Origin of the sequence: Lutibacter oceani (assembly GCF_003384935.1) — a bacterium.
Taxonomy (GTDB): Bacteria; Bacteroidota; Bacteroidia; order Flavobacteriales; family Flavobacteriaceae; genus Lutibacter; species Lutibacter oceani.
Genome location: NZ_QTTQ01000010.1, coordinates 799,868 through 815,932, shown reverse-complemented (window position 1 = coordinate 815,932; position 16,065 = coordinate 799,868). Strand labels below are relative to the sequence as shown.

At 30.0% G+C, this 16,065-nt stretch carries 15 protein-coding genes; 4 read left to right on the top strand and 11 right to left on the bottom strand.

The features are described from left to right. Window positions 1-45: 45 nt before the first annotated feature. The 3 genes from hemL to hemN all read left to right on the top strand — a co-directional run bounded on the left by hemL (window position 46) and on the right by hemN (window position 3,792). Window positions 46-1,341, top strand: coding sequence for a glutamate-1-semialdehyde 2,1-aminomutase (hemL, locus tag BX611_RS09075; protein ID WP_115880344.1), 1,296 nt, complete (start codon window positions 46-48; stop codon window positions 1,339-1,341). Between the two features lie 67 nt (window positions 1,342-1,408). Beyond that, window positions 1,409-2,434, top strand: coding sequence for a uroporphyrinogen decarboxylase (hemE, locus tag BX611_RS09070; protein WP_115880342.1), 1,026 nt, complete (start codon window positions 1,409-1,411; stop codon window positions 2,432-2,434). Continuing rightward, a complete protein-coding gene (gene hemN / locus BX611_RS09065) occupies window positions 2,434-3,792 on the top strand; it encodes an oxygen-independent coproporphyrinogen III oxidase (RefSeq protein ID WP_115880340.1) in 1,359 nt (452 codons plus the stop codon). The genes hemE and hemN overlap by 1 nt, the downstream gene beginning before the upstream one ends. Before the next feature lie 125 nt (window positions 3,793-3,917). Here hemN and BX611_RS09060 read toward each other — a convergent pair whose 3' ends face one another. The 11 genes from BX611_RS09060 to BX611_RS15115 all read right to left on the bottom strand — a co-directional run bounded on the left by BX611_RS09060 (window position 3,918) and on the right by BX611_RS15115 (window position 14,287). Further along, entirely contained in the window at window positions 3,918-4,796 is an 879-nt protein-coding gene (locus BX611_RS09060) for a hypothetical protein (RefSeq protein ID WP_115880338.1), read from the bottom strand. After that, window positions 4,793-6,109 carry an NrfD/PsrC family molybdoenzyme membrane anchor subunit gene (nrfD, locus tag BX611_RS09055; RefSeq protein WP_205417108.1) on the bottom strand — a complete coding sequence of 439 codons (1,317 nt, stop codon included), beginning with the start codon at window positions 6,107-6,109 and terminating at the stop codon, window positions 4,793-4,795. Before nrfD (BX611_RS09055) ends, BX611_RS09060 begins: the two co-directional genes overlap by 4 nt. 2 nt (window positions 6,110-6,111) lie before the next feature. After that, window positions 6,112-7,083, bottom strand: coding sequence for a 4Fe-4S dicluster domain-containing protein (locus tag BX611_RS09050; RefSeq protein WP_115880334.1), 972 nt, complete (start codon window positions 7,081-7,083; stop codon window positions 6,112-6,114). A 17-nt stretch (window positions 7,084-7,100) separates the two neighbouring features. Continuing rightward, a complete protein-coding gene (locus BX611_RS09045) occupies window positions 7,101-7,370 on the bottom strand; it encodes a hypothetical protein (RefSeq protein WP_115880332.1) in 270 nt (89 codons plus the stop codon). Between the two features lie 367 nt (window positions 7,371-7,737). Further along, the gene (locus BX611_RS09040; RefSeq protein WP_240324932.1) at window positions 7,738-8,136 is read right to left on the bottom strand and encodes a c-type cytochrome; all 399 of its coding nucleotides are present in this window, start codon (window positions 8,134-8,136) and stop codon (window positions 7,738-7,740) included. Window positions 8,137-8,216: 80 nt separating this feature from the next. Then, window positions 8,217-9,131, bottom strand: a complete 915-nt coding sequence (locus tag BX611_RS09035) for a hypothetical protein (protein ID WP_115880330.1) — start codon at window positions 9,129-9,131, stop codon at window positions 8,217-8,219. A gap of 19 nt (window positions 9,132-9,150) precedes the next feature. Next, window positions 9,151-10,494 carry an NrfD/PsrC family molybdoenzyme membrane anchor subunit gene (nrfD, locus tag BX611_RS09030; RefSeq protein WP_115880328.1) on the bottom strand — a complete coding sequence of 448 codons (1,344 nt, stop codon included), beginning with the start codon at window positions 10,492-10,494 and terminating at the stop codon, window positions 9,151-9,153. Between the two features lie 17 nt (window positions 10,495-10,511). Further along, a complete protein-coding gene (locus BX611_RS09025) occupies window positions 10,512-11,498 on the bottom strand; it encodes a 4Fe-4S dicluster domain-containing protein (RefSeq protein ID WP_115880326.1) in 987 nt (328 codons plus the stop codon). Window positions 11,499-11,787: 289 nt separating this feature from the next. Next, a complete protein-coding gene (locus BX611_RS09020) occupies window positions 11,788-12,636 on the bottom strand; it encodes a DUF5777 family beta-barrel protein (RefSeq protein ID WP_115880324.1) in 849 nt (282 codons plus the stop codon). Between the two features lie 17 nt (window positions 12,637-12,653). Beyond that, a complete protein-coding gene (locus BX611_RS09015) occupies window positions 12,654-13,049 on the bottom strand; it encodes a hypothetical protein (protein ID WP_115880322.1) in 396 nt (131 codons plus the stop codon). 146 nt (window positions 13,050-13,195) lie between these two features. Further along, the gene (locus BX611_RS15115) at window positions 13,196-14,287 is read right to left on the bottom strand and encodes a multiheme c-type cytochrome (RefSeq protein WP_115880320.1); all 1,092 of its coding nucleotides are present in this window, start codon (window positions 14,285-14,287) and stop codon (window positions 13,196-13,198) included. A gap of 412 nt (window positions 14,288-14,699) precedes the next feature. Between BX611_RS15115 and BX611_RS09005 the strand changes: the two genes are divergently transcribed. After that, on the top strand, window positions 14,700-16,025 hold the full coding sequence (locus tag BX611_RS09005; RefSeq protein WP_115880318.1) for a dihydrolipoamide acetyltransferase family protein: 1,326 nt from the start codon (window positions 14,700-14,702) through the stop codon (window positions 16,023-16,025). Window positions 16,026-16,065: the final 40 nt, after the last annotated feature.

Genomic DNA, 16,065 nt, shown 5'->3' with positions numbered 1-16,065 from the left:
TGAAATTGATTTCGACTCCATTCAAACACCAATAAAAGAATTAAAATGAAACTAGAAAAATCAATAGAATTATACACTAAAGGAAAACAACATTTAGTTGGAGCTGTTAATTCTCCAGTTAGAGCATTTAAGTCAGTTGGTGGAGTTCCTATATTTATTGATAGAGCCAAAGGAAGTAAAATTATTGATGTTGATGGAAATGAATATGTAGACATGGTATTGTCTTACGGACCAATGATTTTAGGCCATAGAAATGCTGTAGTAGAAAAAACTATTAAAAAATACTTAAAAAACGGATATACATTTGGAGCTTCTACAAAAGGAGAAATTATTTTAGCTAAAATAGTTTGTGATGCTTTTCCAGGAATGGATAAAGTACGTTTTGTTAATTCTGGTACAGAAGCGGTTTTAAGTGCAATTCGTTTAGCAAGAGCTTTTACCGGGAAAAATAAAATCATAAAATTTTCAGGTTGTTATCATGGGCATTCAGATGCATTATTGGTGGCTGCAGGATCCGGATTGGCTACTTTAAGTTTGCCTGGTAGTGCCGGAGTTCCGGATGAAGCTGTAAAAAACACATTAATTGCAGAATACAATAATATAGATAGTGTTGAAGCACATTTGGCAAAACATAAAGATATTGCAGCTGTAATTATTGAACCAATTGCCGGTAATATGGGAGTAGTATTACCGACTAAAGAATTTATTGAAGAGTTAAGAGATTTAACCAAAGCGAGTGGTGTACTTTTAATTATGGATGAAGTAATGACTGGGTTTAGATCAAAATTTGGAGGTGCTCAGGAATTATTAGGTATTGAAGCAGACATAACTTGTTTAGGTAAAGTTATTGGAGGTGGTTTTCCTGTAGGTGCTTATGGGGCACGAAATGAAATAATGGAAATGGTTGCTCCTCTCGGACCTATGTATCAAGCAGGAACATTATCTGGTAATCCTATAGCTATGGCTTGTGGAATTGCAACTCTAAAAGAGTTAAAAAAGCAAGATAAGTATAAAGACTTTGAAAAAACAGCTGCATTTTTAGAGCGAGAAATGAAAGCTGCAGCAAAAGAAAATGGGATAGATTTACAGGTAAACAGATTTGGGTCTATGATTAATCCATTTTTCACAAAAGAAAAAGTAGTTGATTTTAAATCCGCCCAAAGTTGTGATACTAAAAAGTTTAAAACATTCTTTTGGAAGATGATGGAAAATGGTGTGTTTTTACCTCCATCTCAATTTGAAGCTTGGTTTTTAGCAACTGCAATGTCAAAAAGAGATATTTATAAAGTTAGAGCAGCTATAAAAGTTGCAATGAAGGCAGTAGCCAAAAAACATAAATAATAAAAGATTGAATTGGGTTTATTAAAAAGTTTCAACTACCCGACTAAATATTAGACACTATAAAAAAATGATTAAAAACGATTTATATTTAAGAGCTTTAAAAGGTGAAACAGTTGAACGTCCACCAGTTTGGATGATGCGTCAGGCTGGACGATATTTACCAGAATTTATTGCTATTAGAGAAAAATACGACTTCTTTACACGTTGTAGAACTCCTGAATTAGCTTCTGAAATTACAGTACAACCTATTCGCAGATATGGAATGGATGCTGCTATTTTATTTTCAGATATTTTAGTGATTCCTCAGGCAATGAATATTGAGGTTGAAATGAAAGCAGGAGTAGGGCCGTGGTTGCCAAATCCAATTCGTTCTCAAAAAGATGTTGATAATGTAATTGTACCAGATGTAACAGTGGAATTAGGTTATGTAATGGAAGCCATTAAAATGACAAAGCAACTATTAAATGATGATATTCCATTAATTGGTTTTGCAGGCTCACCATGGACTATTTTATGTTATTGTGTACAAGGTCAAGGTTCTAAAACTTTTGATAAAGCAAAAGAATTTTGTTTTACACAGCCAATTGCAGCTCATACTTTATTACAAAAAATAACAGATACTACAATTGCTTATTTAAAAGAAAAAGTAAAGTCTGGAGTTGATGCTGTTCAAATATTTGATTCCTGGGGTGGAATGTTATCACCTGTTGATTATCAGGAGTTTTCTTGGAAATATATCAATCAAATTATTGAAGCTTTAAAAGATGATGCTCCTGTAATTGCTTTTGGTAAAGGATGTTGGTTTGCATTGGAAGCTATGGCAAAATCAAATGCGGCAGCTTTGGGTGTTGACTGGACAATTACGCCTCAAATGGCTCGTAAGTTAACTGGAAATAAAATAACATTACAAGGTAATTTTGATCCTGTGCGTTTATTATCTCCTCCAAAAGTTATCAAAAAAATGGTACATCAAATGATTGATGATTTTGGAAAAGATAAATACATTGTAAATTTAGGTCATGGAATTTTACCACATATACCTTTAGATAATGCTAAAGCATTTATTGATGCTGTTAAGGAATACAAATCATAATGAAAAATTTAATTCAAAAATATAATATTCCAGGACCAAGGTATACAAGTTACCCAACAGTCCCTTTTTGGGATAAAGAAGGAATAGCTTTAGAAGATTGGAAACAAACAGTGAAAAAATCTTTTGATGAGAGTAATGATAATGAGGGAATTAGTCTATATATTCATCTGCCTTTTTGTGAAAGTTTATGTACGTTTTGTGCTTGTCATAAAAAAATTACAAAACGCCACGAAGTTGAACAGCCATATATTGATACAGTTTTAAAAGAATGGGATTTATATTGTGATTTATTGGTAGAAAGACCAAAAATTAGAGAAATTCATTTAGGAGGAGGAACTCCAACATTTTTTTCATCAGAAAATTTAAGAAAACTTATAAATGGAATTTTTAAGAGAGCTGATAAATTTGATGTTTTTGATTTCAGTTATGAGGGACATCCAAATCACACCTCGGAAGAACAACTGCAAACATTGTACGATTTAGGTTCTAGAAGAAATAGTTTTGGAATACAGGATTATGATCCTATTGTTCAAAAAGCAATTCATAGGGTTCAAAGTTTTGAACAGGTAAAAAAAATACACGATTTATCTAAAAGAATAGGTTATGACTCTATTAGTCACGATTTAATTTTTGGGTTGCCTTTTCAAACGGAGGAAAGTATTAGAAATACAATTAAAAATACAATTGCGTTAAAACCAGATAGAATTGCTTATTATAGCTACGCACATGTGCCATGGATAAAAGGGGTCGGACAAAGAGGTTTTGATGAAGGAGATTTGCCAAAAGACAGTGAAAAGCGCCATTTATATGAGTTAGGAAAACAATTATTTTTTGATAATGGGTATGTTGAAATAGGGATGGATCATTTTGCACTACCTTCAGATTCTTTGCATAAAGCTATGGAAGCTAAAAAATTACACCGTAATTTCATGGGTTATACTGCAGGGAAAACAGAGTTAATGATTGGTTTAGGAATGTCATCTATTAGTGATTCCTGGTATGCATTTGCTCAAAATGAAAAAGATGTGGATGACTATACCGAAAAGGTAAATAATGGAATTATTCCAATTTTTAGAGGGCATTTATTAACTGAAACCGATTTAATTATTAGAAAACATATTTTAAACCTAATGTGTAATCTTGAAACTGAGTGGAAAATAGGATTAGATACTAAAGTTAAAAATGAAATTGTTGCAAGATTACAAGAAATTATTGAAGATGGTTTAGTTGAAGTTTCTGACAACAAAATAACAGTAAAAGAAGAGGGAAGAATGTTTGTAAGAAATATTTGTATGGCTTTTGATTTACGTTTAATTGAAAATAAACCAGATACCAGGGTGTTTTCAATGACTATTTAAAAATTTTTAAAATAAACATAAAAAAGCCTAACAATTTTTTGTTCGGCTTTTTTATGTTTATTTAATCTTCAAGGCATAATAAATTTGGTTCCAAAGTTTTCTCAACTTAAAAATAAAATTTTATTTTAAGTTGAAGATTTAAGTATTTTAAAAAGGTTTACAATTAAATAAATTATAATACTCCACATACCAAATGTTAATAGATTAGGAATTATTAATAAAAATATTGGAGTTTTATTTCTAGGTGACCACATGGTTCTTTCATTAAAAGTTGATTCTTCAACAATTGGAACACCAATAGGAGCTTTAATTAATGCTTTAACAGTTCCATAATCATCATGTTCTTTAAGGACAACTTCAAATGTTAAAATTCCGTCAACAGCAGGTATTTTATTTTCTATTGGAATATTAATAGTTCCGTTTTCATCTGTGAAATTTAATTTTTTTCCAAGTTCAAAAGGTCTAAATAGTCTTTGTACTTGAATGGTAAGTGGTTCGGATTCAATGGGTTTGTTAGTTGCTTTATCTCTTAAGGTTGCAATTATATAATTTACACTATCTTTTGTAATTAATTTTGCATTAATATCGGCATCTTTTAAGCTAATAATTTTATGTGTTTTTTTAAATGATTCATTTCCTTCAAAATAAATTTTTATAGTATATAAATTAGTTGAATCAGTTTGAATAGAATTTAAATTTTCTAAATGATATATACTTTTACCATCCATATCTGTGGTTAAACGACTTAATAAGATTGATGTATTATCGAATTCATTGTAAACAGTTAAATCAAGGTTAGGAACACCAATTGTTTTTTTATTGATTTTTGAAGTTGTTTTAATTTCAAAAAACACTTTTTCATTCATTATTTTCACATAATTTACACTTATTCTAATGCTGTTTTTTTTATCATTTTGTGCATTTAACTGTTGAAAAACTAAGCTGTATGTAAATATTAATGGTAATATCAGAAAAAGTTTACGTATGTTAAATTGATTTTTCATGATATTGTATTTTTGTTATTATCTAATATTTCTTGTTCATCAGCTGTTTTTTGAATTGGTATAATTGGTAAATACCTTATTAATATAGTAATAATTAGTAGACACATTGCTAATGTTGCACTTGTTATAAGCCATTCGTGTAAACTTGGAAAATAATGATGCCATGATTCAGGTACTCCTTGTATTGGTAAAAAGGGATGTAATAATGTTGGAGTAACTATAAGATATCGTTTCCACCATGAACCAACAACTACAAGTACACCCATTAAAAACATTGGTAGAGGTTTTCTTCCTTTTTTAAATAATAAAACGATAATTGGTATCATTAAACCTCCAATTATAACAAACCAGAATAACGGTGCATATTCACCGGAAACCAAAACATTTATATGGGTAATTTCTTCTTTTTTTGAAGTAAATTCAGGTATTAAATATTCATTAATATTAAAGTACAGATAAATTAGGCAGGTTAATACTAGAAATTTCCCCAATTTGTCAAAATGAAAATCTGTTATATAATTCTCTAATTTATATGCTTTTCTAATTACATAAATTACTGCTACAAGTGCTCCAACACCAGCAACTGAGGCTCCTGAAATAAAGTAAGCTCCCATATTAGTGCTATCCCAACCTACTCTAAATAATGTAGAAAATAACCAAGCATCAATTGTTTGTAAAATAAAACCTGCAGGTATAATTAATATTATAAGTACATGAATAGATTTAAGTTGAATCCTTTTTTGAGCAGCGCTTCCTGTCCAATTCAAAGATAATTTTCCATACCATTTGCTTAATGTAGGTTGTTTTTCTTTGAAGTGTTTTTTTAGTATGGCTAAATCTGGAAGAAGCGGAAAATATAACAATAATAAGCTAATTATAATATACGTAGGAATGATAATAACATCCCAAATAATTGGGGATTGCATTCTTCCATGAATAAACAGACTTAATAACCTATCAGGCCTACCCATATCAATCATAATAGTAATACCGGCCATAATTATTGCTGCAACAGAAATTATTTCAGCAATTCTAACAATAGGTGTTCTCCAAGAATTATTGGTTAATCTCAGTACAGCTACAGTAACGGAGCCAACAAAACTTGTTGCCACAAAAAATACAAAGTTTGAAATATATATTCCCCACAAGGCATAGTCATTCATGTTAGTTACTACTTGTCCTTTAATTACCTGATCAATATATGCAATAATGCCAATTACACTGATTACAATAAGTGTCCAAGTCCAAATAACACCTAATTTACCAAATTTTTGAGGTGCTAAATCCTTAATTAATTTATCAGAATATTTCATAATCATTCAGGTTTATCAACAGATCTAAAATCAGTATAATGCTCTAAACCTTCTTCAAAATCTACCAATCTATCCACAGGAGGTAAGTAATATACACTTGGTTTTGTACCTAAGCTTTCCATTAATCTATAGCCATCTTTATCTTTTAATAATTTACTTAAGCGTAAAGATTCAGAACCATTTGTAACTGTATCTTCATATTTGTCACCAAAATAAAAAACACCGTTTGGGCAAGCTGTAACGCAATGTGGCAGTTCATTTTGTTTTATAGCATGTGGACAAAAATCACATTTGTCAACAGTTCCTTTAACACTAGGTAATCCAGCAAATTCTGCAGTGTTGTGGGTTTGATGTTCCATTTCCATGAGCATAGATATTTCACCTTGATTTGGTTCGCTCCAATTGAATACACGTGTAGAATATGGACAGGCGGCCATACAGAAACGACAACCAATACAACGTTCATTATCAATTAATACCAAGCCATCTCTTCTTTTAAAAGTAGCATCAACAGGACAAACCGTAACACAAGCTGGGTGATCGCAATGCATACATGTAGTTGGCATCCAGTATGGAGCCGTATCTACATCTTCTTGCATTTTATACACTTTAAGCCAAGCATGATCTCCAGTAATATAATGATGTTTGTTACATGCTTTTTGGCATTTTAAAGCATTTTTACACTTTGCTAAATCAATTACCATAACAAATTTTCTGTCAGGCATTCCTTCTCTCACGTTATAATCATCTAGTTTTTTTGAATGATTCATTTCCACAACTTCAGATGAATCTACCTGAATTAATGTTCCATCTGTAGTCATTAATTCAATTTTATTACTAGGAGGAATACTTGTTTTCGCAATAGTTTTAGAAACAATTTTTGATATCCCAAATCCACTTACGGCAGTTACTAATCCTAATTTTAATCCTTTTTCAATAAATTTACGTCTTGAGTTTTTATTAATATTTCCCATAATTTTTGAAGATTGAATTAAATTTTTTTACCAAGCCAATTAAGAAATGATTTATTTGAAATATTTTTTTTAATTATTTTAGCATTTTTTAGAGAGCTAGCCTTAATTTTTACAATTGTTCCATCTGGTTTTAGCAATGTTTTATATTCTTCATTATTTATTATTAGCATAGAAGATTTTTCTGGGGAGTTTTTAAAACCAAAAAATGGAATTAAAAAAACACTGCCTAATAATGGTAACAATCGTCTTCTGGAAATAGATAATGTTTTAGTAGGCAGACTCTTCATTATTTAGAATATTTAAGAGTTAATTTATTAAGATATAGTAAGTTAAAAATAATATCTCTGAAAATGTATGATAAAAATCATACGCCTAAAAACGTAAGTAACTGAAAAACAAGTAATTGTAATTGTTGTTTATTGTGAAATAATTTTTTATGTCACATTAGTTACATTTATGAAGTTGTATTATTTGAATTTATATTGAAAAAAAAATCGATTTTTTTATTTTTTAGTTGTTATTTATTTAACAGGAAAGAGGGATAAAAAAGTATATTTTTGGAATAAATTAATGGGATATATATTTAAATTTAAAGTAAAAAAAAACAGAACAATTTAAATTGTTCTGTTTTTTTATTTCAAATATTTGATTATGCTATTCAGCTAAAGTTCTCATATAATGAATTGTAAGCCACATGTCTTCTTCGCTCATTTTCTTTTCGAAGTTTGGCATATCATTACGTCCTATGTAACTTTTGTAAAATAATGCCCCATCAGATTGAGCTTGGAATTCTTCAGTAGAAAAATCTCCTAAATCTCCATCAACTTCATCAGCTTTTGGTCCGTCTCCATAACCTTTACTACCATGACAAGATTTACAATGTTTAGAATACATAGATTTTCCAATAGCTACATTTTCTTTACTAGCTTCTTCTGGGTTTGTCATTTTTTCATATTTAGCTGGTACTTTCCATTCATCTTGATCAATAGATTTAAATGCAAAAAGGCCTATAGTTATAATCCCAATAATCATTAATGTTTTAAGTGTTTTCATTTTTAGTTTTTTTTGTTTGTTATAATAATAATATCAAAAAAGATACCACAAAAGTAATTAATTTGATAATTTTAATTTGTTTAATGTTCTGTGTTTAATTCTGTTTCTTTTAATTCAATTTCCTTCCCTTCTTTTTTAATTTTAAATAAATTTATAGCTGTATATAAATAATTAGCCCAAACCCCAACCAATAAAATTGTTAAAACAATATACATCCATATTGGAGCTGCTTCAGACCATAATTTATTATCTTCTTTTACAATTTTAGTTTTTATGTTACCCCAATTTACAGTTTTTTGTTGAATTACATTTCCAAAATCATCATTATCTGTAATAATTGAATATACCAGAATGTCACCATTTACATCACCAGGTATATCTGTAGGGAATTCAAATTCAAATTCACCGTCTTCAATAGTACCTTCCTCTAATTTCATTTTGGAAATCATTCCACCAACAGAAATTATTAAATCAGCTTCTTCCAGAGGAATTTCAACTCCTAAACTATCTATCGTAAAAGCTTTTACTAAAACAGTTTTAACACTATCAATTTCTTCTAAATTTAATTCTAAGAATAAATCCTTTACTTGAATTTCTTCCTCCTCTTCATCTAAACCGTCAGATCCTTCAAATTTAGCTGTAAGATTAATGTATCCATCTTCATCAGTAATATAAATTTGATTTCCCGGAACCGCAAACTGAGCAATACCTTCATCAGAAGTTTTTGATTCTCCTAATAAATTATCATTATTATAAAATTTAATTACTGCATCAAAAACAGGAATTTTATCTTTTCTATCTTTTTTGTTTTGCCCAATAAAACTTACCTCAAGCAAACGAGAATTATCGTACTGTTTAACAGTCTTAAAATTAAATCTCATTTTATAGCTGCTTGCATCAGTTGCTTCATCTTCTTGTGAAAAGCCATTAAAACTGAATAAAAAAGCAATAAGAAGTGAAGTAATAATGGTGTATTTGTAGTTTATACTTTTCATAATTTCTAACTTTATTAAATTACTCAGTTACAATTTTTTTAAAAGATTTTTTACTCATTTTTTGTTCACGTTCGTTATCTATAATTCCTGACATTGGAATAACAGGCACTAATTTCATAATTAAAATAAAGAATAAAATAAATGCTGCAACCCCTGCAAAACTTAAAGCCCACTCAATCCAGGTTGCAGTATAATGAACAAATTCTTCTCTTGTATCTTGAATTGGTAAATAAGGTGTTTCTAAAGTTGGAACAACTATTAAATAACGGTTAAACCATAATCCAATAACAGCAACAATAGCTGCAAAGGTGATAGATTTTATAGTTCTAAATTTTTTAAAGAATAAGATTACGATCGGAACTAATACACCAATGTAATTAGCGAAAATAAACACCCAAAAATATCTTGTAAATAATGTATTTAAAAGATTGGTATCATGTATTTTATGACTGAACCAGCGTGAAAAATATTCGCTAAAAGTAAAATATCCAAATAATAATGAAACTACTAATAGAATGATTCCAGCTCCAATAAAATGTACTTTTCTGATATAATGTTCTAAATGGTAATATTTTCTAATAAGATACATTGCAATTATTATTACCCCTATACCAGAATATAAGCCCGCAATTATAAAATATGGTGCAAAAATGGAACTGTTCCATCCTGGTTGTAGCGTTAAGCTAAAAATCCAAGCAAGCACAGAGTAAGCAACAATTGCCAAAGCAATAACCATTGCTGACATTGTACGTGTTATTTTATGAAGCTTTTCTCTTTGTGTTGTTGTATCTTGGTAACCAATTGCTAAAAATTTATAAACTTTTTGTCTCCATTTTGAAGCGTTTTCACTATTGTCACGTAAAATTGCAAAATCAGGAATAAATGTTAGGTATAAATAGATGAAACAACCTATTAAATCGGTCATAATAGCTATAATATCCCAAGTAATTGGAGATTGAATTCTTGGGTAAATAAATAAATAATGAAGTCTATCTAATCGTCCAATACACAATAAAATAAATATAGGTCCTATAATTAAAGACAAGACCGTAATTATTTCAACAATTCTTGAAACTGAATTTTTCCAAGGTGTTTTAAAAAAGTGTAGAATACCTGAAATAAAAGCTCCTGAATAGCTTAGGCATACGAAAAATATAAAATTTATAATATAAATACCCCATACTACATTGTCTCTCATTCCAGTAACAATATGGCCTTTAAATAATTGAACAAAAAAGGCATATACTCCAACTAAAATTACAGCGATTAAAAATCCAATCCAAATTTTAGAAGTTTTGGTAGTTTTTTCTAACATAGGAGAAAATTCTTTAGCCAATTCTCTTTTTCTATTTTCTATATTCATAATTAAGAGTTTTGAAATTAAATTTTACCTTGTTTTTTTAAATCTTGAACAAATGGTACATCTTTATAGCGTTCAATTATATCTTCTTCAACATTAAATCCACGTTCTAATGGGAATTGTCTGTTTACTGCTGGTAAATAATATACATTAGGTTTTGTACCTAAATGTTCTAAATGGCGATAACCACCTCGGTCTTTAATTAATTGTGAGAAACGAACTGTTTCTTCACCATTTGTTACAATATCTTCATTTTTATCACCAAAATAAATAACACCCATTGGGCAAGATTGTGCACAATGTGGTAATTTACCTTGACGTAACATATCTGGACAAAAATCACATTTCATAACAGTACCTTCTGCTGCCGGAACACTTGTTTCTGGAGAATAAGGTTGTGATTTATCATCAAATTTTTCTTTATGCCCCCAATTAAATTGACGAGCAGAATATGGGCAACTTGTAATACAGAATTTACAACCAATGCAACGATCATTGTCTACTAATACAATACCATCTTCACGTTTAAATGTTGCTCCGGTTGGGCAAACAGTTACACAAGGTGGTTCATCACAATGAAAACAAGGTTTTGGTAACCAATATGGAGAAGCTTCAGGATTGTCTTGTATCAACTGAACTTTCATAAACTCTTCATTATAATCTAGTTTGTGAGCTTTTTGACAACCTTCAACACATTTTCTGGCATTTTTACATTTTGCCAAATCAATAACCATTACAAATTTTCGATTAGGTATTCCTTTTCTAGATTCTTCTGGAGTTATTAGTGCCTCAGGATATTTATTTACATTAGAGGCATCTACTTCAACTATTTTTCCATCGGGGGTTAACAACCTCATTTTTTCGCCAGATTCGGCTACTTCTTCATCTTGAATTGCTAAGTTTGATATTAGTGATGCTCCTGCAACAGCTGTTACACTAGACATTAATCCTAATTTCAAGAAATTACGTCTGTTTGTGCCTCCTTTTTCAGTTTTTTTATTTTCCATAATATTAAAAATCTATACTAGAAATTATGTTAAATTTTCTTATGTAAAGTTAGTTACATAGTAATTATTGTACTATGATTTATGTCAGTGATTTTAAAAGATACTATAAGTTTTTTTCGAATAAAACCCAGAAAAAATCAGTCTTTAATTTAGCTTAAGTGATTTTTTTAGGTTTGATAAAGTAATTCAAAAAATATTTTTAACATTAAAAAACAGACTAACAAAGTTTGGAAAAATCTTTTGGGGTGATTTATTTAAACTTTTAGTCTGTTTTAATGGATTTTAATAGTTAAAAATTGTAGATTCTTGTAATGTTAAATCCAATTAGGAAATCACCATTAAAGAAATCGTTTTGGTTATACATATAGTTTTTCTGAGATACCAAACCATTGTAATTTGTTAAGAAAATTTGGAATGCGTGGGCTGAAGTTGCAAACTCAGCACCAATACTAACTCCTGGTTTTGGATCACTTTCAAATTTTGTTATTGGTTGACTATAATCTAATAAAATAGATGTTTGTGGACTTACTTTAAATCGTCCTCCAAAAGAAACAGCAACCATATCATTTTTCATTGTATCTCCATCTACTAGATTATAATGAGATACACTTGGTGCTATTTGTAAAGATACATTTGGACTAAATCTTTTAGCAATAATTAATTGATTAAAATAAGAGTACCTATCTTGAATCATATTGAAATTTTCTTTAGATCTAGCATCTATTGTAAAATTACCATAATAAGATACGCTAAATGGCATACTACCTGAGCGTGTTTGTCTTAATAAAGCAACTTTCCAGTTAAAATCTTGTAAACGATTAAATTTAGTTGTTCCATAACCAATTGTTAATCTTTCATGGATCGCATAAGTAAGCCCAATTCTAATATTAGAAGGCGCCCAAAAACCAGCCATATCGTTAGTTCCACCATTAATAGTACCAAATCTGTGTTGCATAGTTACCTCTAAGGAATTTTTACTAAACAAAACATTAGTTGGATTATCAACAATAAATGAACTTTCAAACGCAGGTCTTTCAACTTTTTCTTTTACTTTTTCATCTTTTTTCTCATCTTCTTGTGCAAATGTTACAAAAGGAAGAATAAAAAGAACAAAAAGTATAATTTTATAATTTTTCATGTTTAATGTCTTATATATTAGTTGTCCTTAGCACCTTGGTTTATCCAAGCTTTTATTAATGCAATTTCATCTACGCTTAACGTTATTCCTACATCATGATGCCCTTTTCCAGGTAAATATTTGTAAAATCTACTGTTATCTGCATCATCTGCTGTAACATATGTTGGAACAAGTGCATTGTAAGAATTTCCTTCTCTTAAATCTGGATTAATATTAGCTGCATGGCACCCTGTACATTGATTTAATATTGGTTGAATTTCAGTACTAAATGAAACTACTTGAGTGTCTGGTATTTCAGGTACATCATCATCAGTTATAACGGTATCTAATCCTTCAGGAATTTCATCATAATAACAAGAGAAGCACAATAAACTTAAGCTGCTAATTAGAACTATTTGCAATAGTTTTTTCATTTGTTTGATTTTTAATGTTAATTAACTTCTACTTTTTAAATTTCTAAAAATGAAATTTTAAGTTAATCTAAACACACAATTCAGCGTTAGTTTTATAAAGTTCAGGAATAAAATATACTCCTGAACTCTAAAAAAATATCTAACAATTATTGTAATGCTTCAATTGAATTTTTAAGTAATGCTTTAGCATAGCCAGGGTTATGTATACCATTACTTTTATCTTCTTCTAATGTTTTGTAATTCCAAGTTGCTTGTCCAACTGCTGCAGAAAAAGTACCAGGTACAGTGCTACCACTTTCGGTTAAAGAACCTGCTGCAACTAATAAATCATGTAATGTTTGGAAATCTTCAGCATATCCACTAACTTCTGTTGGAGCTCCATTCACATGGCAATTAAGACAAGTGTTTTCTGTTGGATGCCAAGAGTGTAAACCATCTGTTCCGTCAGTTGTTTCACCCATATGACAACTTACACAAGAAGCGCCAGTTCTATGTGTAGATGTTCCAACACCTGGGTAACCTACTGAACCTGCTATATTTGCACCAAAAATACCTTCTACAACTGTAGATTGTGGTCCATGGTGAGGTCCATATCTAGAACTTGTAATTGTAACATCCTCTATACCTGCTGGAAAATCAACTTGTCTTGGTTGATGACAAGTAGCACAATTGTTACTTGTTCCCATATCAATAGTTGTAACACCATCAATAATTAAGGTAACTGGATCAAAATTTCTTAAAGCAAAATCTTGACCATCAGTATCGAAGTCAAATGAACTATGACTATTATGACAAGTATTACAAGAAATTGTTTGCTTACCATAAGCATAAGCTAAATCATCAGGATATCCATCACCTGAAGCAATTGGGAAACCACTAACATAATCTATATAGCCTTCACTTGTATGACATTGTGCACATGATTGTCTATTAGTGTAATCTGATGTGTTAATTTGGTCTCCAGTACCACGGTCTGTATGTAAAGGATCCATTGCGTGAAGAGATAATTTATATGATGCTTCAATCGGATCTCTGTGGCTATCAGAGTGGCAAGCAACACATGAAGCAGTACTATCAACACCATCAACACCATCAACACCGTTAACGCCGTCAATACCATCTATACCATCGGCACCTGCTAAACCTTGTGGTCCTGCAATAGGGTCGCTAGTACATTGAATAAACATTAAACTTGATGCCAAAATCATCAAGAATCCTATTAATTTTAAATTTTTCATAATATTAGATATTTGTTTGTTTTAAATCTTTTATAAATTTAAGAACAACATAAAAGTAATATTATGACTTAAGTCATAGTTTTTAAAAATTTATAATACTGAAAATCAGCAATATAGGTCTTATTTAGAATCGTTTAAAGTAATTTAATTGAATTTTTCGGCAATACTTGTTACATAGCACTGTAATTTTTGTTACAAAATTTAAGGAGTAGTCCTTTTTTTGAAGTAGTCTAATTAAAGAATTTGTATTTATTTCGAATTTAATTAAAAGAATATATAATTTGAATGGTTTATTAGGTATTGATGTTATGAAAATAATAAATAACTGTACTTGATTTTTATAATATAAAAGTGGCTATATTTAATAATAGGCCATATTTTTTGTAAATTTGCGAAACTTAAAAAAATCACAATGGCAAAATTTGAAGTAAAACTTCCAAAAATGGGTGAAAGTGTTGCGGAAGCAACAATAACTTCTTGGTTAAAACATGTTGGTGAAAGGGTTGAATTAGATGAGGCAATTGTTGAAATTGCTACAGATAAAGTAGATTCTGAAGTGCCTAGTGAAGTTGAAGGAACTCTTGTTGAAATATTGTTTGAGCCAGATGCGGTTGTTAAAGTAGGTGAAACCATAGCAATTATTGAAACTCTTGAAAGTGGTGAAAGTACGAGTGTTGAAACTATTTCTGAAATTAAAAGTGAAGCTATTAGTAGCGAAATTGAAAATGAAGTGAATGAAACAATTGCCTCTTCTAGTATTGAAAAAGTTTCTGCGTCGGGAAAATTTTATTCTCCACTGGTAAGAAATATTGCTGAAACTGAAGGTATTTCAATGGAACAATTAGAATCTATAATTGGTACAGGGAAAGATAAAAGAGTTACAAAAAACGATATTTTGGCCTATTTGGAAAGCAATAAAACAGATGCTAAAATTTCAAAGAAAGAAGTTGTTGAAGCTCAAGTGGAACAGCCTAAAGTTGAAAAAAATAAAGTTGTAAAAAGCACAGCTCCAATTTCTGTAAATGGTGCTGATGAAATTATTGAAATGAGTAGAATGGGTAAATTGGTTGCACACCATATGGTACAATCTGTTCAAACTTCTGCACATGTTCAATCTTTTATAGAAGTTGATGTCACCAATATTGTTAAATGGAGAGATAAAGTTAAAGATCAGTTCTTTGCTCGTGAAGGTGAAAAAATAACATTTACTCCAATTTTTATGCATGCCGTTGCAAAAGCTATTAAAGAATTTCCAATGATTAATATTTCTGTTGATGGGGATAATAAAATAATTAAAAGAAAAGCTATTAATTTAGGAATGGCTGCTGCTTTGGCTGATGGAAATTTAATTGTACCTGTAATAAAAAATGCAGACCAATTAAATTTAGTAGGAATGACTAAGGCTGTGAATGATTTAGCGAATAGAGCTAGAAATGGAAAATTAAATCCAGATGATATTAAAGGTGGTACTTATACTGTTACAAATGTAGGTAGTTTTGGAAGTGTTTTTGGTACTCCAATTATTAATCAGCCTCAAGTTGCAATTTTAGCATTAGGTGCTGTGAGAAAAGTGCCTGCGGTTATTGAAACTTCAGAAGGTGATTTTATTGGAATTAGACATAAAATGTTTATTTCACATTCTTACGACCATAGAGTTGTAAACGGTGCTTTAGGAGGAATGTTTATTAAATCTATTAAAGAAAATTTAGAAGCTTGGGATGTAAATGCTGAGTATTAATAAAAAGGTCCTTTAAAACTCTGAAACCCGTCATTCTGAA

Excerpts from the sequence above, each read along its gene's own strand:
- hemL (WP_115880344.1), top strand. The coding sequence starts at position 46 with ATGAAACTAGAAAAATCAATAGAATTATACACTAAAGGAAAACAACAT.
- hemE (WP_115880342.1), top strand. The coding sequence starts at position 1,409 with ATGATTAAAAACGATTTATATTTAAGAGCTTTAAAAGGTGAAACAGTT.
- hemN (WP_115880340.1), top strand. The coding sequence starts at position 2,434 with ATGAAAAATTTAATTCAAAAATATAATATTCCAGGACCAAGGTATACA.
- BX611_RS09060 (WP_115880338.1), bottom strand. The coding sequence starts at position 4,796 with ATGAAAAATCAATTTAACATACGTAAACTTTTTCTGATATTACCATTA.
- nrfD (WP_205417108.1), bottom strand. The coding sequence starts at position 6,109 with ATGAAATATTCTGATAAATTAATTAAGGATTTAGCACCTCAAAAATTT.
- BX611_RS09050 (WP_115880334.1), bottom strand. The coding sequence starts at position 7,083 with ATGGGAAATATTAATAAAAACTCAAGACGTAAATTTATTGAAAAAGGA.
- BX611_RS09045 (WP_115880332.1), bottom strand. The coding sequence starts at position 7,370 with ATGAAGAGTCTGCCTACTAAAACATTATCTATTTCCAGAAGACGATTG.
- BX611_RS09040 (WP_240324932.1), bottom strand. The coding sequence starts at position 8,136 with ATGAAAACACTTAAAACATTAATGATTATTGGGATTATAACTATAGGC.
- BX611_RS09035 (WP_115880330.1), bottom strand. The coding sequence starts at position 9,131 with ATGAAAAGTATAAACTACAAATACACCATTATTACTTCACTTCTTATT.
- nrfD (WP_115880328.1), bottom strand. The coding sequence starts at position 10,494 with ATGAATATAGAAAATAGAAAAAGAGAATTGGCTAAAGAATTTTCTCCT.
- BX611_RS09025 (WP_115880326.1), bottom strand. The coding sequence starts at position 11,498 with ATGGAAAATAAAAAAACTGAAAAAGGAGGCACAAACAGACGTAATTTC.
- BX611_RS09020 (WP_115880324.1), bottom strand. The coding sequence starts at position 12,636 with ATGAAAAATTATAAAATTATACTTTTTGTTCTTTTTATTCTTCCTTTT.
- BX611_RS09015 (WP_115880322.1), bottom strand. The coding sequence starts at position 13,049 with ATGAAAAAACTATTGCAAATAGTTCTAATTAGCAGCTTAAGTTTATTG.
- BX611_RS15115 (WP_115880320.1), bottom strand. The coding sequence starts at position 14,287 with ATGAAAAATTTAAAATTAATAGGATTCTTGATGATTTTGGCATCAAGT.
- BX611_RS09005 (WP_115880318.1), top strand. The coding sequence starts at position 14,700 with ATGGCAAAATTTGAAGTAAAACTTCCAAAAATGGGTGAAAGTGTTGCG.